Consider the following 24,579-nt stretch of genomic DNA (forward strand, 5'->3'; position numbering starts at 1 on the left):
GGCCTGGTGTTGGGAAATCAAGCGGCAAGTGAAATGCCAGGAGCTACCTTCCCAATCGGCCCTTCGCAAACAACTCCCCCTTTTCAAAAAAGGGAGAGGAGGAGTAGTTCCGTCCATTGCCAATTGCAAATTGGAAATGATATGAGGGTGTAGTTGCAAACTACACCCAGCCGGGGATTTAGTTTAGTAAAATTCAGTCAATCCCTATTTTAAAAAGTTAATTCCCAAAAAAATCCTCTTCCTCCCTTTCGGGGATTTTTGGTTGCCTACCTGCTATCCACCCACTCACAGGGGCGGAATTGAAGAAATGAATGCTACTTGAGATGTAATGGTTTTTACCTACCGATTTTTAGCTAAAGCGCAGCAAGGGGATTCGATCAGCCAACTTCTGTTTCAAATTGTCCGGAAAGGGTTGGTTGCCCATAAACATATCCGTTAGGATTTCGCAGCCGCGCTGCCCGTATTTTTGCAGCAGCCAATTCCGCACCTGGGGCTGGGCATAGAAAACCCAGGCCATCAGGGAAGAGGTTTTAAGCTCGGGAAGCAAGCGTTCTTCCAGCAGGCGTTGATAGGTCTCGCCTGCCTGCCCGACAGATTCCCCGCTTGCTACCAGGGCCTGAGCGGCCAACTCCCCGGAATACAGGGCATTTGAAATGCCCTCGGCGGTTAGCGGATCCGCAAATCCTGCTGCGTCCCCCGCCAGGAATACCCGCCCCCGCGAAAAACCGGATTGCCTGGGGGCGATGGGTATCTGAAATCCGTGCGCCGATGCGGACCGTATTTCCCGAATTTCCAATTTTTCCAAATAGGCCTCGTAGTAGGCTTTTAGGTTGATCTTTTGCTTTTTCAAGCAGCCTACGCCGATGGACAAATGATTCTTTTTAGGAAAGCACCAGGCGTAGCCATACGGTACCGCGTCCACGTCAAAACGCGTGCGCCGGGACAAGCGCTCAAAATCCGCCGGATTTACCTCAACCTCGTATTCCAGGGCAGGAATCAGCTTTCGGCTTTCTTCCCAGCCCGCCAGTTTTGCCGTGGGACTGAGCGCTCCGTCCGCAGCGATCAGGTAGCGGGTGCGAAACGCCCCACGAGAGGTCTGCAAGAGTAGTTCCTCGTCCTCCTCCTGCAATCCCTGCAGGGTGCACTGTTGCAACAGCTCCGCGCCTTTTTCCCGGGCCTTATCTACCAGCAGGGAATCGAAGGAGTCCCGCATGACCATGCTAATAATGGGCTGCTCCCGCCGGGTCAGAAAGTAATGATCTGACCCTTCAAAATAGACCTCAATTTCCCGGCATTCCTTTTCCACCATCCCATCGAGGGCAAAAGGCAGCCGGCTTCTTCCCCGAAAGACCAATCCCCCGCCGCAGGTCTTGTAGCGGGGAAGCTGCTCTTTATCGATTAAAAGCACTTTTTTGCCTCTGGCCGCTGCGGTATAGGCCGCCATGGCGCCTGCCGGTCCGGTGCCAATAACGGCGATGTCGTACGTTTTCATGTGTTTATAATTGTCTCTAAGTTGCCACATGCCTGCCTGTCGGCAGACAGGGAATCTCGCATGCTTTATAATCATCCCTCCGTGGGTCGCCTGCGTCATGCTCGATTTCATGTGTTTATAAGTTATTTTCAGCGGTCAGATACCTGCCTGTCGGCAGACAGGGAATCTTCGCATGATTGATAACCATCCCAGTGTGTGACGTTTTCGGCATGCGCGATTTCATGTAGGAATTCAAAGCTCATCCGGTTCCCTTTCGGGAATATCCGGACCGGTTAATACTAGTTTTTCTTCCGAACGATTGGCAGCAAAATCTACCCGGATTTTTTCCGGATCGGATTCATGGATGTTCAGGCAGGCATTGTAATAGACTTTATGGAAACCCAACCAAATACTCCCCCTGAGCGCGGGTTCGGCGGCGGTTACTTCCAACAGCCGTACGTTTTCGGCAATCGCCCCTGCTGCCCGCGTGTAGTAGCTCAGAAAAATCCCAAACTCCGTTTTCTTTTCCGAAAGGAGGATTTCAAAAACGGATGTCAAACTCCCTCGTTGTGCATTTTTGGGCCAGTCAAAAACCCAGGTTTCCCGCATGGTAACTAAAAATTGGTGAATGGATACGCGTGGGGAATTCGACCAAAACAGGAATAGTCCATTCGTGAAAGAATCCTGTAATACATGCGAAAATCCCATCGCGCTTTAAATATAAATAGTTAACTTGGAATCGAACAGTTTATGTACCCACAATTCTCATTTTCCATGATACATACGGTCTTTTTTTTGAATTTTCCCAACTTTTCGTACCGCCCTTTCCATCGCGTTTACCACTAAGCCCTGATCCGAAATAGTCAGTTCATACTTTTGCAAGAAATCCATTATCGTTTACTAAATAACCCACACGAATGAAACCTATCGTTCAAATCAGTTTAGATCTTACAAATATCGACGAAGCGCTGGAGACGGCGGCCCTGGCCATGCGGGCCGGGGTAGACTGGCTGGAAGCCGGCACCCCCTTAATTCTAGCCGAAGGCCTGCACGGCGTGCGCAAGCTACGCGAAGCCTTTCCCAACACACCCATCGTGGCCGACCTAAAAACCATGGATGGGGGCTACCTGGAGGCCGAGATGATGGCCAAGGCCGGTGCCACCCACGTGGTGGTGATGGCACGCGCCCACGAAGAAACCATCAAATGCGTGGTGCAAGCCGGAAAAGACCATGGCGTGAAAGTCATGGGCGATAACCTGGGTTGCCCCGACATGGTCGCCGGGGCCAAATTTTTGGAAGACCTGGGATGTGATTATATTGTGCACCATATCGGCTACGACGAACGCCGGGGCATAGCCGCGCAGGGTCGACGCATGCCCAGCCCCCTGGACCAGTTGCGGGAAGTGGTGAAAGCGGTAAGCATCCCCGTTCAGGCCGTTGGCGGACTCAGCCTGGAGCAGGCCATTTCCACCCCCACCTACGGAGCGCCGCTGGTGGTGTTGGGTGCCCCGCTAACCATCGACGCGGATGCCTTTAAAACGGCCGACGGAGACCTGGAAGCCTCTCTACGCAAAATTTGCGATGCGGTACATGCGCATGGCGATGTGGATATTTCTAACTAAAACCAAGCAGGTAGATGAAATCGAACCTGCCTGAGTCAGAAAAGCTATCTGACCAATAAAGACAAGTACAATCCTATGAAATCAGCAGCAGTAGTCAATTACGCAGAAGCCAAAGGCTCTGTAGAAATACGCGAAATCGAACAACCCGAAATCGGAGAAGGGGAGGTATTACTGGAAGTAGCCAATGTCGGAGTTTGCGGCAGTGACCTGCACCAATGGACTTCCGACCATAGCTGGCCGGTCAACTACCCCGTGGTGCTGGGACACGAATTTGGAGGCAAAATCGTGGAAGTCGGACCCCGGGTCGAAGGATGGAAGACCGGCGACCGGGTGGTCAGTGAAACCGCCGCCGTCATCGATCCCCTAAACCCCATGAGTCGGGTAGGGCTTTACAACCTGGATCCCAGCCGAAAAGGCTTTGGCTATGGCGTTAACGGGGCCATGACACGCTTTGTCAAGGTGCCGGCGCGTTGCCTGCACCATGTTCCCGAGCAGGTGCCGTTTGAAGAGGCCTGCCTGACGGAACCCTGTTGCGTGGCGTACAACTCCGTGGTCGTGAACTCCAATATCCGCCCGGGGGACCGGGTAGTCGTCATTGGTCCCGGTACCATCGGCATGCTTTGCGCCGTAATGGCCCGCCTCAATGGCGCTGAGGTGGCCGTTCTTGGGCTGGAAGCTGACCGGGGCCGCCTGGAAATAGCCAAAGGCTACGGCTGCGAGGGGCTGATCGGCGATGCCAGCGAATGGGCTCGTTCCCGGGATGGCCTGGGTGCCGACCTGATCGTAGACGCTGCCGGTGCCAGCGCCACCCTGAAAATCGCCATGGACCTGGTGCGCCCCAACGGGCAAATCACCAAAGTGGGCTGGGGACCGCAGCCCTGTAATTTTTCCCTGGACCCTATTGTCCAAAAGAACGTGCGCCTGCAGGGCAGTTTCAGCCATAACTGGCCCATCTGGGAAAAAGTCATCGGAATGATGGGTTCCGGAATGCTGGACGTCAAACCCATCATCGGAGGCGTATGGCCCGTCACCTCCTGGCTGGAAGCCTTCGAGAAAATGCACCACGGAGAAGTGGTAAAAAGCGTACTCAAACCCGTTTAATCATGCGATTGAAAGGAAAAGTAATCATCGTCACCGGCAGCACCACGGGCATCGGCAAAGCCATTGCCCTGCGTTGTGCCGCCGAAGGAGCGCAGGTAGTGCTGCACGGACTGGAAAAGGATTGGGGAGAAGCGGTTTTGCAACAAATAGGAGCGGAGCAGGCCGTACTCCACATCGAAGACCTGCAAACGGAGGGCTGTGCGGAGCGCCTGGTAGCCCTGGCCGACGAACGTTTTGGAAAACTGGATGCCGTCGTCAATAATGCCGCCTGGGTGGTTTCCTCCGATTTCGACAGCGTGGACCGGCCTTTTCTGGAAAAAGTCCTGTCCATCAATTCCATTGCCCCCTTTCTGCTGATCAAAGCGGCATTGCCCGCCCTGGCCGCCAATCGGGGCAACGTGCTGAACATCGGTTCGGTCAATGCCTGGAGTGGGGAACCCAACCTGCTGGCCTACAGCATGTCCAAAGGCGCGCTGATGACCCTCACCCGTAACCTGGGCGATAGCTTGTTTCGCGATAAGGGCGTCCGCGTCAACCAAATCAATCCCGGCTGGGTGCTCACCGAAACCGAGAAACAACGCAAAAAAGAACACGGGCTCTCGGATACCTGGTACGAAGACCTTCCCAACATGTACGCCCCGGCCGGGCGGATCATTGCTCCGGAGGAAATTGCTGCCGCCGCCATCTTCTGGCTCTCCGACGAGTGCGGGCCCGTCAGCGGACAGGTCATGGAACTGGAACAATACCCGCTGATCGGCCGCAATGCCCCCAAAGATGCAAGTACCATTCATTAATTTTTCAATCAACACACTATGCCAAAATTAGCCGCATTTCCTAAAGCCTACATGCAGGCCCTGTGCAAAGATGGATCCATGAAACTGGAAGAATGGATTCGCCTTGCCAGTACCCTGGATATCGCCGGACTGGAATGGTACGCGGGTTTTCTGGAAATGGAAGACCGCTCCCGCTGGCCCGAATTCAAGGCCCGGGTGGAGGATACCGGAAAAGTAATCCCCATGATGTGCTGCTCCCCGGATTTTACCCATCCGGAAGCCGCCTTTCGGGAAAAAGAAATCGCCAAACAAAAACACTGGATCGACATGACCCATGCCCTGGGAGGGAGCTATTGCCGCGTCCTTTCCGGACAGAAGCGTCCCGAGCTCAGTCTGGATGAAGGTGTAAAGCTGGCTGCCGATGCCATTATGCGCTGCATTCCCTATGCCGAAGAGCGGGGGATCACGCTGATCCTGGAAAACCACTACAAGGACGATTTCTGGACCTACCCGGAATTTGCCCAGAAAATGGACGTATTCTGTCAACTCGTGGACAGCATACAGCACCCCCATTTCGGCGTCAATTACGATCCCAGCAACACCTTTCTGGCCGGGGAAGACCCCCTGGAACTGCTGCATCGGGTGTCGGACCGGGTGGTTACCATGCATGCCAGCGACCGTTTCCTGAAATACGGGACCATCGAAGATTTAAAGAAAGAGGAAGGCGGAGCCGTGGGCTATGCAAAACGACTGAGTCACGGAGAGATTGGCAAAGGCCTGAACGATTACGATGCCATCTTTACCGAACTGAAACGCGTGGGATTCGACGGCTGGGTCAGCATCGAAGACGGGGTAGACGGCATGGATCAATTGGAAAGAAGCGTGGCTTTCCTAAAGAAAAAGCTCGCTACCTACTGGCCCGAACAAGCCGGATAGAAGCGCAGTCCAACCGGCCTGTCTGTTGCAGGCCAGTCAAAAAAAACAGATTTCCATGACAAACGCACGATTACTGGTCGATTCCCGCTGCATCCTGGCGGAAAGCCCCGTTTGGGAGCAAGCCCGGGAAAGTTACCTCTGGGTAGACATTGAAAATGGGGTTTTGTACCGGTTGAAGCGGGGGGCAAGCAGTCCGGAAACCTGGACCTTTCCCCACCGGCTTACGCTGGTAATCCCCGATCAGGCCGGTAGCTACCTGCTGGCGCTGGACCGGAAACTGGCAACATTTAATCCCGAATCGGAGCAGCTGGACTGGCTTTGCGAGGTAGCGCAGGACAAGCCGGACAACCGCTGGAACGACGGGGCTTGTGACAGCAAGGGCCGCCTATGGGCGGGTACCATGAGCACCCAATTCACCAAAAACGCCGGTTCCCTGTACCGAATAGATGCGGACCGGGTTCCGGAGAAGGTCATCGATCAGGTGAGCATCTCCAACGGCATTTGTTGGTCCCTGGACGAAAAGACCCTGTACTACATCGACAGCCCTACCCGAAAGATACAAGCCTTTGATTTCGATTTGGAAAAGGGCTTTATCAGTTTTAACCGGATTGCCGTGACCATACCGGAGGAGCTGGGTACCCCGGACGGCCTATGCATCGATCAGAATGGGAAGCTCTGGGTGGCCCATTACGGCGGATTTGGTGTGTACTGCTGGGACCCCGAAACCGGCCTGCAGCTGGACAAGCTCGATGTGTCCGCGCCCCACGTCACCTCCTGTGCGTTTACCGGTCCGGAAAACAACGAATTACTGATCACCACCGCCCGGGAAAACCTTTCCGCGGAGCAACTGCAGCAGTATCCCCAGAGTGGGGGCGTCTTTCTCGCGACCGTGCCGGCAACAGGCGCGACCGTCTACGGACCGGGCTTTTGATAGACCGGGGCAGAAAGATAAAGGTATGCCTTTACCAGCAAAACAGGCAGTGTCACCCGTACATTTTTGGTGGGATAGGAGGGACTGCCCGGGTTTTCTGCCGTATGTTTTTTTGCTTTCCAGCAATTTTTATGGAATGCCGAATTTTTTGGACCCCATTCCGGCCCATTGCCCATTCTTAAAAAAAATCTACTATATTGATCGTGCATCGGGGCATTAAATAGCGGGGTATCGCCCAGATTTATCTGGAGCAGGGCACCTAGTCTTAGGCCATTGAAAGGTTGGGTTAGATGGATTCCTTTCCTACCGGACGCAGTACAAGTCGAAGAACTAAACCCTGACAAAAAAGCAGCCCGATCAGGGATAGCTGGTTGTTACAGGGAAGTTGAAGAAGAACCAAGTAGAATGGAAATCAGTTTTACGATGTAATTTCATATATTTATTAAAATTTAGGCTATGACACATGCAGAACGCTATATCATTGAAACTTATTCTGAGCTTTTTGAAAGTTTGAGTTCAGTAAGCAAATTAGAGCTGCTTGAGCGACTTGCGAAATCTATAAGGCAGGGGGGAAAATCTCAAGAAAAAGATTTTTTCAGTTCTTTCGGAGGATTTGTTTCAGAAAAACCAGCCGAGGAAATCATAAAAGATATCAGGGAAAGCAGGAAATTCAAATCTAAAAACTTGAAAATTTGATGTATGCAATATTTGCTTGACACGAGTACATGTGTGTTTTTTTGAGAGGTAAACTCCATCTCGATGAAATCATTAAGGAAAAAGGTCTTGAGAATTGCTTCATCTTTGAAATAACAGTTTTTGAATTGAAATACGGAGCAGAAAAAAGCGATGATCCCAAGAAATCTCACAGAGCGGTTGATAAATTTGTGAATGGGCTAACCATCATACCGATTTTTGGGATAGTAGACCAGTATGCCAAAAACAAAGTCTTGCTAAGAAAAAACGGAACACCGATGCATGATGAATTTGATTTGATCATTGGTTTTACCGCACTAGCTAACGAAATGATTTTAGTAACAGACAATAGTAAAGACTTCAGGTACTTAGAAAACCTGAAATTGGAAAACTGGTCGGAAAGAAAATAACCTCCCTGTAACAGTACCTAAGAAAAAGTGGGGCGCACGCTACCAAGGGAAAGGTTTATTTCCCGAACTAACTTCTACTATGGTGTAAAGGAAATTGCTCCGAAATGCCCCACGATTCTTAGGTGCAAAACGTTATGGCTCATTGTAAAACGACATACAACAAAAAATGAAATTTGGTAAGACAATAAAAATATTCCTGATTGACGGAGACCCAAACGGACGAATGAGCTGCGAACTTTCCAATTGGTCAGGAAAAGCATATAAAATTCCAAGAATAAAAGTTAAAGAATGCTCAGACCGAGAGGATTTGGTAAGCACAGGCGTATACCTGTTATTTGGAAAGGACGATGATGGAAAAGATCAAGTTTATATTGGTGAAGCGGAATCTATTTTAAAAAGACTGAATCAGCAATTGACTTCAAAGGACTTTTGGAACGAAACAATAGTATTTATTAGCAAAGACGAAAACCTTAACAAAGCGCATATAAAATACTTAGAGAATAGACTACATGACATTGCTAAGGCCTCAAATCGTTATAAGGTTGACAATTCCATTAATCCAACGCAATCTTCAATCTCAGAATCTGACAGGGCAGAGATGGAAGAATTTATTGAGTATATCAAAATGCTTGTAAATACGTTAGGACATAAAGTTTTTGAAGAAAAACGTGAATTTAAACCTAAGCAAAAGCAGGCGACTTTTTTCATCAAAGCAGCACGCGGGGCAGACGGACAAGGCGAACCAACGTCTGACGGATTTGTGGTATTTAAAGGCTCAAAAGCAGCAGCAACGATTGTAAACTCGATGACTCCTAATTTCATCATCTACAGACAAAAGCTAATTAACGAAAGTGTGTTAATTGACAAAGGAGAATATCTTGAATTTACAGATGACTATATCTTCAGCAGCCCATCAACGGCCGCAGTAATGGTAATGGGACGAAATGCGAACGGACTTACAGAATGGAAATCAAAAGAAGGAAAGACACTGAAAGATTTTGAAACGAATGATAAAGTAATGAAGCAATAGCATCACCTAAATGCAAAAAGAGGTTTCGCGCCTTATAATAAAACAGAGTAGAAAAAAAATAGTTTCTAAAAACAATGGGCATTTATTCGATTTATTGGAACTCACCCTGAGTAGGATAAAATAGATGCTGATACGATCTACATACAATGGATGATGAATGTAAGACCTATTAAAAACGAGAAAGACTACCGACAGGCTCTTGAGCGTTTGGAAGTGATTTTTGATGCTCCTATTGATACAAAAGAAGGTGATGAAGCTGAAATTCTATCATTGATGATAGATACGTATGAAAACGAACACTATCCAATTGAAGCCCCAGATCCCATCGAAGCGATAAAAATACGAATGGAAGAATTGAACTTGCGTCAAAAGGACTTGGTGGGAGTAATTGGTGGAAAAAGCCGCGTATCTGAAATCTTAAATCGGAAAAAGAAATTGACTGTTGAAATGATTAGAAAATTGGAGCGAATTCTTCAAATTTCAGCTTACGTTCTAGTGACTAATTATCAACTCGTGAAAAAATAACAAAGGCATACAGCGCCTGGCAAAAATGGAGAAAGGTTTGATTGAACGGAGCGTTTTGTGTTTTTTATAAGCAAGAGATCCGCCAAAATGGCGCAAGGGTTGTGAAAATGCCGCAAGCAGCCCCTTCCGAACCGCACACTTGCATCGAAAAACCTGACAGGCCGGGTTCGGAAGTACTCCCCCCCACTTCGGAAGTACCCTTTGTCGATTTCCGAACCGGAAAATTTCGGCCAAAATGTCGGAAACTTTTAAATTGAAGCAAATCGCTCCGGTTTTTAGGCAGTAAATGGAGCATTTTGGATGCAATTGCCGGGTTCCGAACTGCGGCGTTCGGGTTTTGAACCGCAACGTTCGCGTTCCGAACCTGAACGGTGTCAGGTTGAGGTACCCTCTCCCAGGTTAGAAGCCGGGGGGAGTACCTGGGAAGTGGGAGGGGGTACTTCGGAAATACCCTTTGGGACGCAATAGATCCCTCTCGGGGCTTAAAATGGTTGTAATCCAGGGGATTGGTGGCGAGGGGTACCGATTTTGGCTAAAGCCTGGGGTTTTTCTATTCCAATAATAGGAATGGGTTGAAGCCCCATTCCTATTGAGGGATGATCATTTAAAACCAGGATTCTTTCAATCAATCGCCTACTGCTTTAGCTGCAGGCAAAAAAATGATGCCTGGTACCCTGGCCTTATTTTTTATTGTCAAAAAACGGAACAAACCGTATTTCCATCGACATAATTCTGTGTTTTGTTATAAATACACAGAATACTTATATCAAAAAGATTTTTTTTCGGTTGAAAGGGAGGTGTTGGTGAAATAATCCCTATATTGTTTGTATTGTTCGACAACCGGAACGACTCGGAATCGAGAGTCGATAACAACTACAGCCGTAAGAAACCGCCGTGTTTCTTGCCCGGGTAGGCAACACCGTTCTGCCGATGCATGACAGCAACGCATCGGCAGCAGGCTATTTTTAAACCAACCAGCAAACGACAGCCACATGAAGCTTGGCACCGGTGGCACGGTATTTCCAACTACCAGGCCTTAGCCTCGCCGGCGCACCGCCTTGCAGATAAACCAACTTGCCAGTCAGACACAGGGTGACTTCCTATTCCATGCGTGAAACCCGGTTGGGTTTCCTGATCATCAATCAATTTTACATACTTAAACCTAAAACAATGAGCAAATTACTAGAGAATTACGACGACTTTAATACCCCCATAGCGGAGTTATTAGAGGGTCACGATGTAAGTATCTTAACGGATGCAGCCAAAAATCTATTGGAAGGGGACCTGGTAGCCCTTGCCTGGAAAAACCACACCCCCCGCACCGAAAAGTTGGGCGTACGGGACCTGCAGTCCATCGAGGAGGCATTTTCCAACCATAGCCTTTTCGGAAGTTCCAAGGCCCCGGTGGTGGGTGCCAGCTGCTGCTGTACCTGTACCCCCGCCTGCTGTTGCACGGCGGCGGCAGTGATCAAAGCAGCCTGACCGAATTCTTTGTCTTGAAAGTGGGGAGGTTTCCCCACTTTCTTTTCGTACGATCTATTAATTCACGTATTATGGAAAATAAATTAAAGGCGCTTCCCTTTCAGGTGATTGAATTGGACGATCGGGTGGTCCTGAAGCGCGGCCTGTCCTCCATGGCGATCCCGGACAAAAGTGCACTGCTGATCGTCAAGGTTATCCAAAAAGCCTTGCTTCAGCGTCCGCTGACGGTGGACGAACTGGCGGGCTTGTTTACCGGTTCGCTACGCAACCTGATAACCAACTTCATTCAACACCTCATTGCCAAAAAATTCCTTGTACCTCTTGAGGAGGAAGGTCCCCACCCGATCCCCGAAACAGAAAGCCAGCAGGATGTCTTCTATTGGCATTTCAACGCCCAACAATCTCAGGTTGCGGCAGCATTGAACGAAAAGCCCTGGGCTTTTGTGGGTATCAACCAGCTAACCAAGCAGGTACTTCGTTCCCTTTTTCGGGACGGGAAGCAAAACGTCTGGGTCGTAGACGATCCTTCGCTTCGAAATGTTACCTTTTTTGACGACAGCCAGCGAATCGTGGATGATTTTTGGCAGGACGGGCGTATCCGCATGGTGCCGGAAGCGCAGTTTATGCAAAACTGTCAGGAAGTGGGCTTCCTTATCGCCTCTTCCGAATTTGGAAGTTTTTATTTGCTGGAATCCTGGAACGCCTTTGCGGTAAAGCAGGACATTCCCTTTTATCCACTCCTGTTGCAAAACATGGTGGGCTATGCCGGTCCTCTGGTAATCAAGGACGAGGGACCTTGCCTGGAATGCCTGAAATTGCGGCAAAACTCGGCCAGTTCGGATTTTGCGGAGAAACGCCTGACGGAGAAATTTGCCTTTGAGGGGCAATCCGTTGCGGCTTACCACCATTCCATGGTTACCGTCCTGGCGGAAGTGGGCGCATTTGATCTAGTCAAATTCAAATCCAATATTCAGTGGGATTTGGGCACGCTCTGTGAAGTCGATCTTCTGGCCGGTTCTATGAACAAGCGAAAGCTGGTAAAAGCGCCTCGCTGCGCGGTCTGCAGCCCAATGACCGAAATGCCGCTGATCAACATTCACCGGCAATTGACCTCTGCGGAGTCCTGGAAAGATATTGAACAAACCGTGGGCTACGATGAATGAGTTGCTAAGCCCTATCCGCCGCCTAACGGATACCTTGCCTTTCCTTCTGGACCCCAAAGTCGGTATCGTTACCGGTGTCAGCGAGCATCCCTTGGAGGTGGATTCTCCTCGTTTTTTCCGTTTCAACGGTTCGGCAGCCAATACGGAGGCCTTTGGCGAGTACCGCAACTTCGCTATTGGGGGAGGAGCGGCTACCACCCGGGAATTGGCCCTGGCCAAAACTGTAGGAGAATGTGTGGAGCGTTATTGCGCAGCTATTTACGACAAGCAGCAGTTTCCCTTGTGTTCCTACAAGGAGGCGCCGTTTGCCTGCGTGCATCCGGGGAGATTTGCGCTGTACCGCGCCGATCAATACAATCACCCGGAATTTGATTTTGACGAATTTACCGAGGACGCGCCGGTGCGTTGGGTGCAGGCAGCAAATCTGGCAACCGGTGTGCAGGAGGCGGTTCCGGCTTCCATGGTGTTTGTTCCCTATTTTTTCTACGAAAATGGGGACGAAACCCCCATCGTGCAGCCGATTTCCTCCGGATTGTCCTGTCATTGTTCCTTTGAGGAGGCGGTAGTGGGCGGTATTTGTGAGGTGATCGAACGGGACAATTTTATGATCACCTGGCAAGCCAAACTTTCCCGGCGAAAAATCCGGAAACAGAGCCTGAGCGCTAAAAACAGGGACTTGATCCGGCGTTTTGAGGAGGTGGGGTACGACATCCACCTGATGGATATTTCCAACGAAACGACGATCACGGGAATACTGGCGGTAGCTACCCACACGAAAACCGACTTTGTACCGCTGGTAGTGGCCGCCTCGGTAGCCCTTTCTCCGGAAGAGGCGGTTAGAAAGGCGCTGGAAGAGCTGGCACATACGGAGCGGTACGCCTATCAGATCAAAAATGAGTTGCCCCGGCTAGCGCCGCATCCGGAGTATGACAACGTGCTCGGACAGGTACATCACGTGAATTTTTGGGTAAACCCCGGCGTAAGCGAGCATGCGGCTTTTCTGTACGGGTCGGAGGAGACAATGGATTTTGCGGACTTGGTGGATCATTCGCAGGAAACCGCGGCAGAAGAAATGAACAGGCTGGTATCCCTGATAAAAAACTCCGGGTACGAGGTTCTGGTGACTGACATCACCTCGTCGGATATCCGCAGTTTGGGTATCACGGTGATTCGGGCGATTATCCCCGGCTACCATCCGCTCTTTATGGGCTACCACAAGCGCCCCCTGGGTAGCGAACGCCTGTGGACGATTCCTCAGAAATTGGGTTTTGAGGGGTTGGTACCGGGAGGTAACGATTACCCCTTTCCCCACCCTTTTCCCTAGTCGGTAATTACTAAAAAAGACACGCATTTATGTTACATTCATTGTGGAAAGAAGCCGAACTCAGCAGCGAATCGGCCACCCCTTCTTGGGAAATATTTCATGAAAATTCCAAAACCGGGCATTACGACGGCGCCCTCACCAACGATCAGGTAGTGGCCGAAATGGATAATTTGTACGACGTGTTTCCGTACAAGCAGTTTCCTGCCATTCCATTGCCCGAAACCCTGGCCCCCATCAACCGCTCCTTTATGGAAACCATCACGAATCGGGTTACGCCGAAGGAAATTCGGCCAACCACCCTAACGATGGAGGAGCTGCGCACCATTTTGTATTGCGGCTATGGCGTCACCCGGGACAATTCGGATAACGAATACATTACCCGTCCTTTTCGGACCGTTCCCTCGGGCGGAGCCCTTTACCCGCTGGAATTGTATTTCTATACCAACCAACGGGTTACCTCCTTGGCGGCTGGTTTGTACCACTATTCTCCGGTAGAAAACGCCATTCAATGTATCCAAGAAGGGAATTTCGATGAGGAAATTGCCAATACACTGGTGAGTTTTCAGACCCATCTGGCATTCGATACTTCCCTGATCTTGTTTATTACGGCTGCCTTCAATCGGTCTACCTTTAAGTACAAGGAAAAAGGCTACCGCTTTGCGCTTTTTGAAGCGGGTCATGTGGCGCAGAACATCAATCTGGCTGCTACTGCCCTGGAACTGGGCGTCATCAATATCGGCGGGTACCACGATCGCCTCGTGGATCGCTTTTTGAAAATCGATGGGTTGAATCATGCAACGGTTTATTTGAATGGAATTTGCAAAGGAAATTGAACGCGTGCTGCCGAACATCACCCGAAGCGATGAACCAGTCCGGATCAGCGGGTTTCATTTTGAAAGCTGGGATCGCTTGCAGCAGCAGCTAGGAGTTGACCGCCTGGACGAAAGTTGCCTCTTCTCGGATCTTTCCATGGGCGCCTGGAAGGGACACTGGATCCTGCACGAATTGTGCCTGCAATTGGGCATCGATGCCTATTCGTACGTGCAGCCACTGATTGGCATGGAAAAAGAAGGAGAGGAGTATGCCAGCGTGATCAATCGACTGATCGATAATGAAAGTATAGGGGATCAAAATTTTCTCATCGCCTACGAAAGCTGTAAACGGATTTTAGCCGAAATCCAGGCAAAGGAAATCGCCTGGGTGCTGATCGTTCCTCCGGCGCTGGGTCATTCCTGGGAGCCGGAAAACGAGATCCTTCTCCGACTGCTTTCCCAGGGCCTGCATGGCACTTCCTGCCAGCTGGGTTTGTTGACCTTTGCCGGCGCGGTTGTCCCGGGAGATTGGCAGGTCAGCCATGCGTACCCATTGGGGGATTACCTGCCATCCGCGGGTTCGTTTCCGGTCGCCGGGCTGCTGGATGCGGGGTTGCTGCCGCGATTACAGGACCGGATTCCGGCCTCCAGCTTGCGACTAGCCGGAGGACAGCTATTGATCCCGCCTTCCGCCAGGGGCAAGGAATGGACCGATCCGGCCTTTTTTGCCAATGCACTTCGGGAGCAGGGTGGTGCCGCCCATTTGCGGGTGGTTTTTGAACTTCAGCAGCTAACTAGCGCTAGCGACATTGCCTTTCTGCAATGGGAGGCTTCGCGCCGATTTTCCGAAGGTGGTTACGGCATCGCCCTGCGAATCCTGGAATCCATTCGGGCGGAGATGCGGGACGCACTGAAATTGGCCGGTGTTGTATCCCAGATCCAAAACATCCGAATCGCGCTGATGTACTTTTCAGCTGCTGCAGAAGAAGCCGCTCCCGAAGAGAATTTACCGGAGGATTACAAAGCCTCCCTGTATCAAAGCAAGGCCTGGGGATTGGTCATGACCAACCGCGCGCAGGAAGCCGAACCCTTTTTCGAAAAGGCGAGAAGCTACCTTTCCAAAGAGCGGTTTCCACGGGTTTACCTGTACCTGTTGAACATTTCTGCCTTGAACAAACTGAAGACCGGTGAGTTGGAGCAGGCCTTTGCCTTTGAAAAGGAAATCGAGGCAACGCTGGCGGAGCAAAAGGCCGTAGATTGGCACATTCGCTACATCAATTCCATCAACCTGGCACGGCTGTACAAGAAAACCGGGGCCTATGACCTGGCCCGAACCTACTACCTCAAAGCCTTTGAGGTAAATAACAGCCTGAAGGTGGAAAGCGATTTGTTGTATGCCAATTTGTGTTTCGCGCAGCTAGAGGAAAGACAGGAAAACCACAAAACAGCCTTTATTTTCTGGCTGCGAACCTGCCTGCATTGGTTGAGCAACGAGGCTCCCGAAGCCCTGGCACCCCGTGTCGCCCAGGCCGTCCTGGCACGGGTATTATCCGACAGGGGAGGTTCCGTTGAAGCCATTTCCGCACAGCTAAAGCAGGCCTTGCTTGCCAGCGCTCAGAGAATGCATATACGAATTGAACCCTGGGAAGGGGAAAACTACCCTTCCTTTTGCAGGATTGAGCGGGCGGAAGAACCTCCCGACATTGCCCTCGGTACGGCAGGCATTGGGGTGATGGCCTCGTCAAACGCCGGGCAAAGCGTCTACGAGGGAGTGCACTACCGCTCCCTACAGGCGCTTTGCTACCGCGTCTTGTGCAGCCTGTTGCCCGATTTGGTTGGCTATCGGTCGATTTACACCGATTCCCAGTTTGGCAATGAGCTGCCGGTAAGCGCCAAGGAGCTGATCGCTTCGTGCATCCGGCATCGTGTGGGCAAAGTGGTTTTTGCAGAAAAGAAGTATTCCTTCTCGGAGAGCGAGCAGATGCGTTTTTTGATGAGCTCCAAGGTAGCGATCTGCCCCGCCATTGCCTCGGTGGATCGGCAAAAGGATCAGATCCGGGTGTATTTTAAGCGGTACAGAACACCCGTACTCTTGTCGGGCCTGGAAAAGTGGGTGTTGGAAAACGTCCATCGGTACGCCGACGTGCGGCAACTTCATGTGGCAGGAAACGGCGAAGACCGACTTTTTTCGGTATTGCGGCGACTGGAGGAAAAACGTTTGATTACCATTTATTTGTAGCCATGGCAGCTATCCGGCTGGATTTTGACATGGAGCTACAGCGCGAGTCCCGCTTGTGTTGGGCCGCTGTATCCGTTGCGATCGCCCGCTACTACGAGCAACCGGCCGTGCCGGAGCAGATCGCTTTTGCAAAAAACGTGTGGGGAAGGCGCTATAACCGGTTTTTTGAACCGGATAAAGCCCTGGCCATATTGGGGAATCTTGGGGATAAATTGGATCGGGCGTTGCGCCTGCAGGAAATTCGAATGGAATTGGCTCAGGCCCGACCGATCGTTGCCTGCATGAAGCACTTTGTGGGCTGGCACCTGGTCGTAATCTATGGAATCGATGAGGCCGGCATGCTGTCCGTTGCGGATTCTCAGGTAGGAAGTAGCCAGTGCATGTTGCCGGTATTTACCAACGAATACCGGCTGTATCACAGCTGGACCCATACCTACAAAACCAAAAAAAATGGTTAAGAAGGGGAGAACCCCTGGTCGTGGACGCGTTGCTACCCTCTTGGCGCGCGCCATTGTTTTTTGTCGGGTGCCGCCAGCGAAACCGCTACACCAATTTTCGGAACGATCTTTGTACTTTCTATTGCTGACACATTACCTGGATTTTTGCTTTTCTTGTGACCGGGTTGTTCTCCACAAGGAAGTAAAAATGAGTGGTAGCAACGCATCAGGGTTGTCATACATCTTTTGTAATTAAGAGCAACAACACCCCCGGGAGTTGAAACCAGACTGCTGTTTTTTATACCTTACAAACCAACTACCTAAACCATGAATAAGACCATTCTTTTAAACCAACGTCCGCAAGGAAAACCAACACTTGCCGATTTTAAGACGATCACCGAGGAAGTACCTGCACCACAGGAGGGGGAGGTGCTGCTGAAAACGGTTTATGTATCCGTGGACCCCTACCTGCGTGGCCGGATGAACGATGCCCGGTCCTACGTACCCCCGTTTCAATTGAACGAACCCATCCGTTCAGGAATCATCGCCGAAGTGGTGAAAAGCAAGCATGCCGATTACCAAAAAGGCGATTTTGTTTCCGGTACCTTGGCATGGAAGGAATACCAAACTTCTACCGGCAAAGGACTGCAGCCAGTAGATCCATCGGTGGCACCCCTATCCAGTTATTTGGGGGTTTTGGGCTTGACGGGACTGACCGCCTATTTAGGGCTGATGGAAATCGGCAAGCCAACGAAAGGGGAAACCCTGGTGGTTTCCGGAGCAGCCGGTGCTGTTGGAAGCGTGGTGGGCCAGATAGGCAAACTGCTGGGCTGCCGGGTGGTGGGAATCACGGGAAGCGACGAAAAAGTGGCCTTGCTAACGGATACCTTTTCCTTCGATCAGGCGATTAACTACAAGACCGCGGCCGATTTGAAGCAGGCGATCCAAACGGCCTGCCCGGATGGGGTAGATTGCTACTTCGACAACGTGGGCGGGGAAATTTCCGATGCCGTCATGGCACAACTCAATAAATATGCACGCATAGCAGTTTGCGGGGCCATTTCGCTTTACAACGAGACGAAGGTTCCGATGGGGCCTCGCCTGCAGCCCATTATCCTGACCCGTAGCGCTACCATGCGGGGCTTTATTGTCAGCGACTTTGCGGAAAAGTTTCCGCCAGCAAGCAAGCAACTCGCCGCCTGGCTTGGGGAGGGAAAACTAACGGCTACCGAAACCATCGTGGAAGGCTTTGATCGAATTCCACGGGCATTTCTCGATTTATTTGAAGGCAAAAACACGGGGAAAATGATCGTAAAGGTTTAGGCTATCTGCTAAAGGAGCAGGGTATCGGCAGGCAGGCTACCTCCGACGGGGGAATCAGCGAGACCTTTGTGGGTTTGGTAAACCAATTACGGTTACCAGGCATGTACATTCTCGGTCGAAAGGCCTGCTTATAAGGCGCGTTTTTCGTTTCGCTTTCTGGATTTTGTAGTGGCTTTGAAACGGTTGCCGACCAGGTAAGGACTCTTCCCTTCTTTTTTTGCTAAAAAGCGCCGGTTGTTGCAGGCAATTTCGCAAAAAAGTCGTTATTTCCCGTATTACTAACATCGGGTATGGTTAAAAAAGTCGGAATGCTCCTGCTGGCTGCTTTCCTTGCGTTCCGCTCGTACGAGTTGGTCAACAGCTTGGTGGTGTCAGGAAACAAGAACCTGTCGGCAGTGCTTTCGCTGCTCGTGTCGTTTTTATTGGTCTTATTTGTTACCGGCATTTTTGCGTTTCCGGGTTTTGTATTTCCAACGAGTCGGATCCTGCCGGCGGCCTATTACCGCATCCGGTATCCGGAGAGATTGAGCCGAATTTCCCGCTGGTTGGGCGTAGATTATTTCCGAAGGTTGCTGCTAGTCGCCTTTTGGGGAAGGGAGAAGCAGCGAAAGAAGTATTTTGACGGCACCAAAAACGGCATTTCGAACCTGGATTATCAAACCAGACAATCCGAATTCGGGCATTTGGCGCCCTTTTTCCTGTTGCTGTTTATTTCGTTTCGCTTATTGATGGAGGGGTATACCGGTGTGTTTATTGGCATCGTCGTATTAAACATCCTGGCAAACGGCTACCCGATTTTGCTGCAGCGGGTACACCGCATTCGGATTCAGGCACTTTATAAGCGAATGGGGTAAAGGCGCGGCATTATCAATTGCCTGTTGCTTGGGGTATGAATTTTGGCCAAACCCGGGTTTTTTTTATTTCAATAATTGGAATGGGCTAAAGCCGCATTCCTATTGAGGGATGATCATTTAGAACCAAGATTCTTTCAATCAATCGCCTACTGCCTCAGCTAGAACCAATTTCCTGATTATCCGCGCTAAAACGCAACCAATTTACCAGAAATTGGAACGAAGGGCTTAGCTGTTACCCCTTCGCATTCGCTAGCTTTACCCTGTTCGCCATAGCTCATTTTTGTTTAACCGAAACCATTGAACCACCATGAAAACGCAAAACCCATTACTCTTGATACTGTTTGCCTGCTGGCTGAATGCTTGTTTGGAACCGACACCGGCTGCGATGCCCTACGCTGCTGAGCGGGAAGCGAGCCTTGCCGTGTACGGGGTAGACCCAAATTCAGCGAAATGCGGTACCGAAGTTACACTTTACGGAGAAAATTTTGAAATGCTCCCTTCCGCGAATTTTGTCACCTTTGATCCCTGGGGCTTGGAGCCGCATGCCGGCCGCATTGCCAAGGTGACGCACGCTCCACATTCCGGAATGGTCCGGGTTACCATTCCGAAGGATTTGCCAGCGGGGGACTATGCCATCAGCGTGACGGCAAGGGGTCAATCCCAGCGCTGCGCTATCCCCTTTAACATAAAGGCTGACGGGTAAATCCTTATCCGAACAGCGCTACCTCTATAGACAATACGGTTTCATACCGCCCATTTTAAATTCTGGAAGGACGGTATAGTTACAAAATAATAGTATATTACTTTACCGAAAACACATTCATTCCGTGCTATGAATCGTTCATTCGCTTTATTTTCAGCCCTCCTCGTATGGCTGCTTTCCTGCAGCCCCCATCCGAAGCAAGACCTTCCGGATGCATTTGCGCCCACCGTAGCCGAGGTCCGGTTTAAGGCGATGCCAAAGGAGCGATTGGATGCAGCAGTGGTTGTTCCCGCCGGATCCCCTACCGTAATCAAGGCGGGCAAACCCCGGGTAGTACCGAGGTATTCCAATGTTCGTGTTGCCGGGACTCCCAAAAAGGTAAAAGCAGGGGTTCCAGAGAAAAAGGAGCCCGGAAAAAACGGCTTACCGCTTCCCAAAATCGTGCCCGCAGCGTTTGTGCCTGCAAAGGCGATAATTCCGGAGGTCGTAAGCGCCGGGGAAGCGTATCAAAAAGACGAAAACTCCCATAATTTCAGCAGTTTTTCGAAGCCACAGGGATTAAAAAGCAACCTAATCACCAGCCTATTGGAGGATCAAAACGGCAACATTTGGTTTGGTACGCAATATGGAGGATTTAGTAAATACGACGGAAAGAATTTTTTTCACTATTTTAAGAAAGACGCGCCAAACCGTGCCATCCGCACCCTTTTGGAGGATGCATCCGGTAATCTCTTGATGGCGACCCAGGGAGAGGGTGTAGTGCGGTTTGATGGGAAACGTTTCTTTCAATTTACAAGCAAGGAAGGATTAAGCCACGACGATGTCTATACCCTCGTAAAGGATAGTAATGGAAATCTATGGATGGGAACCCTCGGGGGTGGCGTAAGCAAATTTGACGGTACGCATGTAACCACTTACACCGAAAAGGAAGGCCTGGTCTCTAACATAATTACCGGCATACTGGAGGACAAGTCAGGAAATCTCTGGTTTAGCAGTTACGAAGGGGGGATAAGTAAATTTGATGGTACAAGTTTTAGCAACTACACCGAAGCGGAAGGGCTAAGTACTCGGTTGGTTTTGAACGCGCACGAAGATCGATACGGGACTATTTGGTTGGCCACTGAGCAAGGAATTAACAAGTTTGATGGTGAAAATTTTTACCATTACACGGAAAAAGAAGGCTTGAGTAGCGACAAAATGTCGGGTATTCTGGAGGATCAAAACGGTAGTCTGTGGTTTGCTACCCGTGGTGGAGGGGTAAACAAGTTTGACGGAAACAAATTTACCCATTTTACGGAGAAGGAAGGCCTGGCTATCAATTACGTTGCTTGCATGCTGGAACAGAAAAACGGCAATCTTTGGTTTGGTACCCCGGGCGGAGGGGTTAGTCGCTATACCAAAGGATTTGAGCAGTTTACCGTTAAGATGGGCTTGGGGAATGATTTTGTAAGCAGCATACTGGAGGATCGGATCGGCAACCTTTGGTTCGGAACCTTTAGCGGAGGAGTTACCAAATACGATGGGAGCCAATTCGTGCACTATACCACAAGAGAAGGGCTGGTGCATGACATCGTACGCTGCATGGTGGAAGACAAATCGGGAAACCTCTGGTTTGGTACCCTGGGAGGGCTCAGTAAGTTTGATGGGCAGACGTTTACCAATTACACCAAGCGGGATGGAATGAACAGTGAGATTGTTTTGAGCATACTGGAAGATCGGGCGGGTGATCTTTGGCTCGGTACGCACGAGGGTGGGGTAATTCGATTTGATGGGGAGAACTTTACCCAGTATACCGATAAGCAGGGCTTGTCCAATAATACGGTGTTGACCCTGATAGAAGATCAGAAAGGGATTATTTGGTTGGGTACCCGAGGGGGATTGAACAGATTCGACGGTGAAAATTTTTCGTACATTCCAAAGGTACCGGGAATGGGGAACGATCACCTATGGATACTGGCCGAAGATAAAATGGGTGATATTTGGATGGGTACGCATGGGGATGGATTACTCAAGTTCGACCAGAATGCCGCAGAAGAAAGCGCGACGATCACGCAATTTTCGGTAAATGAGGGATTGAGCGATACGAACGTCACCAGTCTTTTTGTTGGGCGAAAAGGAGATCTGTGGGTGGGCACCAGCAATGGGTTAAACCTTTTGGATAGCAGGTACCTATCCCTGCTTGATCAGGGGGGCGCTGATCGGTTGAACGATACGGGTACGCTTGTTACCACCTACACGTACGAAGACGGTTATGCTGGTTTTGGACTCAGCCACGGCAAATCGATTTTTGAAGCTTCGGATGGAACCCTTTGGTTGGGAGGGGATAACTGTCTAGTGGCTTTTCGTCCCGAGGAGTTGACAAAAGACACGACTGCCCCAACCATCCAACTTACCGGTTTGGGGTTGTTTAACGAACAAGTCAATTGGCACTCCTTTGCTGCACAAGAAAATCCGGTTTGGGAGAAAACGCCCCAAGAAAAAACACCTGGCTTTAGGGTGGAGTTTGAGGAAAAGGAGCACTCCTGGAAAGCGAAAGATACCAGCCTGGTATTGGGCAACGGTGTACGGCTACACGATTTGGATTTCGACGACTTGAGCAGGTGGTACGGTGTTCCAGATAACCTAAGCCTTCCCTACGATAATAATTTTATCGCCTTTCAATTTGTAGGGATCGCAACACAATCCCCTAAAAAAGTCAGGTATCGGTACCAACTTGTGGGAGTGGACAAAAGCTGGAGTGCGCTTACAGCGCGAAGCGAGGTGCCGTATGGCAACTTGCCCCATGGGCAGTACACGTTTAACGTGAAGGCGCTGAGCGGTGAGGGGGTTTGGAGTGAGGTGCTCGCTTATTCTTTTGAAATCCGGCCGCCCTGGTGGCTTACCTGGTGGGCCTATGCCGTATATGGGTTGCTTGGAATTGGATTACTAGTTGGCGGAAGGCAGTACACCGTCAACAGGGAAAGGATGAAGCATGCGCTTAAAATCCAAAAACTGGAAACCGAAAAAATGTACGAAGTGGACCAGCTTAAGTCCCGTTTTTTTGCGAATATTTCCCACGAATTCCGTACGCCGCTCACCCTGATTTTGGGTCCCCTGGAGAAATTTATTTCCCGAACCTCCGCGCAAAACCCCGATAAGACGGTATTTCAGATGATGCAGCGAAATGCCCAGCGGCTGTTGCACCTGATCAATCAGCTGCTGGACTTATCCAAAATTGAAACGGGCAGTATGAAGCTGGAATCGACACCTCATGACCTGGTCGCTTTTCTGGAGCGGATGGTTCTACCCTTTACTTCCCTTGCAGAAAGAAAGCAGATACGGTATCATTTCACCTTCCCTACGGGAAATCCAGTGGTTTACATGGATGCGGATAAATTGGAAAAAATTGTTTCGAATTTGTTGTCCAATGCCTTCAAATTTACACCCGATCGGGGGGAAATAACGGTAACTTTCCAGCTGGTAAATCATGCAAAAGTCCCCTCAACTAAAACGAATGACGTAGGAAGGGAAGCCAAATGGCTGGAAATAGCGGTTCAAGATTCCGGTGAGGGTATTCCAGAGGATCAATTGGAAATGATTTTTGATCGCTTTTATCAATTGGATACCAGCCATACCCGGGAACAGGAGGGGTCGGGTATTGGTCTTTCGCTGGTCAAGGAACTTGTGTCCATGCATCAGGGAGAAATATCCGTGGCAAGTCAGTTGGGGAAGGGTAGTCGCTTCACTGTGAAGTTACCCCTGTTGGTGGCGGATTTAGGAGAAATGGCCCAATATGGCTCGTTTTTGGCTTCGAGCAAACGACTTCAAAACGGTTCGGACCAGGAAGCGGATGTCCGGGTTCCATCACTAAAGCCGAAAAAGGAGGAGGAGGAGAACGAAGCCCCCTTGGTTCTTATCATCGAAGACAATGCGGATGTGCGGTTTTTTATCCGTCAACATCTGGAGGCTACCTACCAGGTACTGGAGGCGGGTGATGGGAAAAAGGGATATGCGCTGGCAAAGGAAACCATTCCGGACCTGATTCTCAGTGACGTGATGATGCCAAAAATGGATGGAGTAACGCTTTGTCGAAAGTTGAAGGAGAATGATAAAACAGCCCACGTGCCGCTCATCCTGCTTACAGCCAAGGCAAGTGGCGGAGACAAAATTGAGGGACTGGAGACCGGCGCAGACGACTACCTGATCAAGCCCTTCGATGCAGAAGAGCTCCTGGCTCGGATAAAAAACCTCATTGAGAGCCGTAGACAGCTGAAGGACTATTTTAGTAGAGAGATCGTCTTACAGCCTTCATCGGTGGCAATCACATCGGCCGATGAAAAATTCCTGCAACGTGCGATGCAGGTCATTGAAGAAAACATGACGGATCCTTCGTTTGGCGTGGAAGTTTTTTGCCGGGAAGTAGGGATGAGTCGGACGCAGCTGTTTCGAAAACTAAAGGCCATGACCCATTATCCTCCCGGAGATTTTATTCGCCTGATGCGGCTAAAAAAGGCGGCCGAACTACTCCGGAAGGGAGCCGGAAATATCGGAGAGGTGGCGTTTTTGGTAGGCTTTCAGGATCCATCTTACTTTACCAAATCGTTCCACAAGCAATTCGGAAAAACGCCTTCTGAATTTATCAATTCTGCCAGGAAAGAAACGAACGGACATGTTTAACTCCCGAATGCCTTGCTGTCGAAGTCGGAAGGGGTATCGTATTAGCTAATACCCTGGAAATTGGTGGGGAAATTCGTAGAACTAACGATCGTTC

21 protein-coding genes are annotated in these 24,579 nt (G+C 50.2%); 19 read left to right on the top strand and 2 right to left on the bottom strand.

Annotated elements, in window-relative coordinates:
- Window positions 1-349 precede the first annotated feature (349 nt).
- The gene (locus BMW71_RS02220; RefSeq protein ID WP_244891050.1) at window positions 350-1,603 is read right to left on the bottom strand and encodes a geranylgeranyl reductase family protein; all 1,254 of its coding nucleotides are present in this window, start codon (window positions 1,601-1,603) and stop codon (window positions 350-352) included.
- Between the two features lie 120 nt (window positions 1,604-1,723).
- Entirely contained in the window at window positions 1,724-2,080 is a 357-nt protein-coding gene (locus tag BMW71_RS02225; RefSeq protein ID WP_143057529.1) for a hypothetical protein, read from the bottom strand.
- A gap of 308 nt (window positions 2,081-2,388) precedes the next feature.
- Here BMW71_RS02225 and BMW71_RS02230 point away from each other — a divergent pair, with 308 nt between their 5' ends.
- The 19 genes from BMW71_RS02230 (at window position 2,389) to BMW71_RS02325 (ending at window position 24,485) form a co-directional block, all read left to right on the top strand.
- Window positions 2,389-3,093: an orotidine 5'-phosphate decarboxylase / HUMPS family protein gene (locus BMW71_RS02230; protein ID WP_092168866.1), complete on the top strand. Its 705-nt coding sequence runs from the start codon at window positions 2,389-2,391 to the stop codon at window positions 3,091-3,093.
- Window positions 3,094-3,168: 75 nt separating this feature from the next.
- Window positions 3,169-4,194 carry a zinc-binding dehydrogenase gene (locus BMW71_RS02235; RefSeq protein WP_092168869.1) on the top strand — a complete coding sequence of 342 codons (1,026 nt, stop codon included), beginning with the start codon at window positions 3,169-3,171 and terminating at the stop codon, window positions 4,192-4,194.
- A gap of 2 nt (window positions 4,195-4,196) precedes the next feature.
- On the top strand, window positions 4,197-4,988 hold the full coding sequence (locus BMW71_RS02240; protein WP_092168872.1) for an SDR family NAD(P)-dependent oxidoreductase: 792 nt from the start codon (window positions 4,197-4,199) through the stop codon (window positions 4,986-4,988).
- Window positions 4,989-5,006: 18 nt separating this feature from the next.
- Entirely contained in the window at window positions 5,007-5,903 is an 897-nt protein-coding gene (locus BMW71_RS02245) for a sugar phosphate isomerase/epimerase family protein (RefSeq protein ID WP_092168875.1), read from the top strand.
- A gap of 55 nt (window positions 5,904-5,958) precedes the next feature.
- A complete protein-coding gene (locus BMW71_RS02250) occupies window positions 5,959-6,834 on the top strand; it encodes an SMP-30/gluconolactonase/LRE family protein (protein ID WP_092168877.1) in 876 nt (291 codons plus the stop codon).
- A gap of 456 nt (window positions 6,835-7,290) precedes the next feature.
- Entirely contained in the window at window positions 7,291-7,530 is a 240-nt protein-coding gene (locus tag BMW71_RS02260; protein ID WP_092168883.1) for a hypothetical protein, read from the top strand.
- 41 nt (window positions 7,531-7,571) lie between these two features.
- A complete protein-coding gene (locus tag BMW71_RS02265) occupies window positions 7,572-7,937 on the top strand; it encodes a PIN domain-containing protein (RefSeq protein WP_244891051.1) in 366 nt (121 codons plus the stop codon).
- A 166-nt stretch (window positions 7,938-8,103) separates the two neighbouring features.
- The gene (locus tag BMW71_RS02270; protein ID WP_092168885.1) at window positions 8,104-8,967 is read left to right on the top strand and encodes a GIY-YIG nuclease family protein; all 864 of its coding nucleotides are present in this window, start codon (window positions 8,104-8,106) and stop codon (window positions 8,965-8,967) included.
- 153 nt (window positions 8,968-9,120) lie between these two features.
- Entirely contained in the window at window positions 9,121-9,492 is a 372-nt protein-coding gene (locus tag BMW71_RS02275; RefSeq protein WP_092170173.1) for a helix-turn-helix domain-containing protein, read from the top strand.
- 1,170 nt (window positions 9,493-10,662) lie between these two features.
- A complete protein-coding gene (locus BMW71_RS02280; protein WP_092170176.1) occupies window positions 10,663-10,974 on the top strand; it encodes a hypothetical protein in 312 nt (103 codons plus the stop codon).
- A gap of 71 nt (window positions 10,975-11,045) precedes the next feature.
- Window positions 11,046-12,137, top strand: coding sequence for a hypothetical protein (locus tag BMW71_RS02285; protein WP_092168888.1), 1,092 nt, complete (start codon window positions 11,046-11,048; stop codon window positions 12,135-12,137).
- The gene (locus tag BMW71_RS02290) at window positions 12,130-13,461 is read left to right on the top strand and encodes a YcaO-like family protein (protein WP_092168891.1); all 1,332 of its coding nucleotides are present in this window, start codon (window positions 12,130-12,132) and stop codon (window positions 13,459-13,461) included. The genes BMW71_RS02285 and BMW71_RS02290 overlap by 8 nt, the downstream gene beginning before the upstream one ends.
- 29 nt (window positions 13,462-13,490) lie before the next feature.
- Window positions 13,491-14,294 (top strand): SagB/ThcOx family dehydrogenase, encoded by an 804-nt coding sequence (locus BMW71_RS02295; RefSeq protein WP_092168894.1) that lies wholly within the window; start codon window positions 13,491-13,493, stop codon window positions 14,292-14,294.
- Window positions 14,272-16,512, top strand: a complete 2,241-nt coding sequence (locus BMW71_RS02300) for a hypothetical protein (RefSeq protein ID WP_092168897.1) — start codon at window positions 14,272-14,274, stop codon at window positions 16,510-16,512. The genes BMW71_RS02295 and BMW71_RS02300 overlap by 23 nt, the downstream gene beginning before the upstream one ends.
- Window positions 16,513-16,514: 2 nt before the next feature.
- A complete protein-coding gene (locus BMW71_RS02305; protein ID WP_092168900.1) occupies window positions 16,515-16,970 on the top strand; it encodes a papain-like cysteine protease family protein in 456 nt (151 codons plus the stop codon).
- 306 nt (window positions 16,971-17,276) lie between these two features.
- Entirely contained in the window at window positions 17,277-18,272 is a 996-nt protein-coding gene (locus BMW71_RS02310; RefSeq protein WP_092168903.1) for an NADP-dependent oxidoreductase, read from the top strand.
- Between the two features lie 290 nt (window positions 18,273-18,562).
- Entirely contained in the window at window positions 18,563-19,126 is a 564-nt protein-coding gene (locus BMW71_RS02315; protein ID WP_092168906.1) for a glycosyl-4,4'-diaponeurosporenoate acyltransferase CrtO family protein, read from the top strand.
- Between the two features lie 307 nt (window positions 19,127-19,433).
- Window positions 19,434-19,829 carry an IPT/TIG domain-containing protein gene (locus BMW71_RS02320; protein ID WP_092168909.1) on the top strand — a complete coding sequence of 132 codons (396 nt, stop codon included), beginning with the start codon at window positions 19,434-19,436 and terminating at the stop codon, window positions 19,827-19,829.
- Between the two features lie 129 nt (window positions 19,830-19,958).
- Window positions 19,959-24,485, top strand: coding sequence for a two-component regulator propeller domain-containing protein (locus tag BMW71_RS02325; RefSeq protein WP_092168912.1), 4,527 nt, complete (start codon window positions 19,959-19,961; stop codon window positions 24,483-24,485).
- Window positions 24,486-24,579: the final 94 nt, after the last annotated feature.

This window comes from Cyclobacterium xiamenense (genome assembly GCF_900109255.1).
GTDB classification, from domain to species: Bacteria; Bacteroidota; Bacteroidia; order Cytophagales; family Cyclobacteriaceae; genus Cyclobacterium; species Cyclobacterium xiamenense.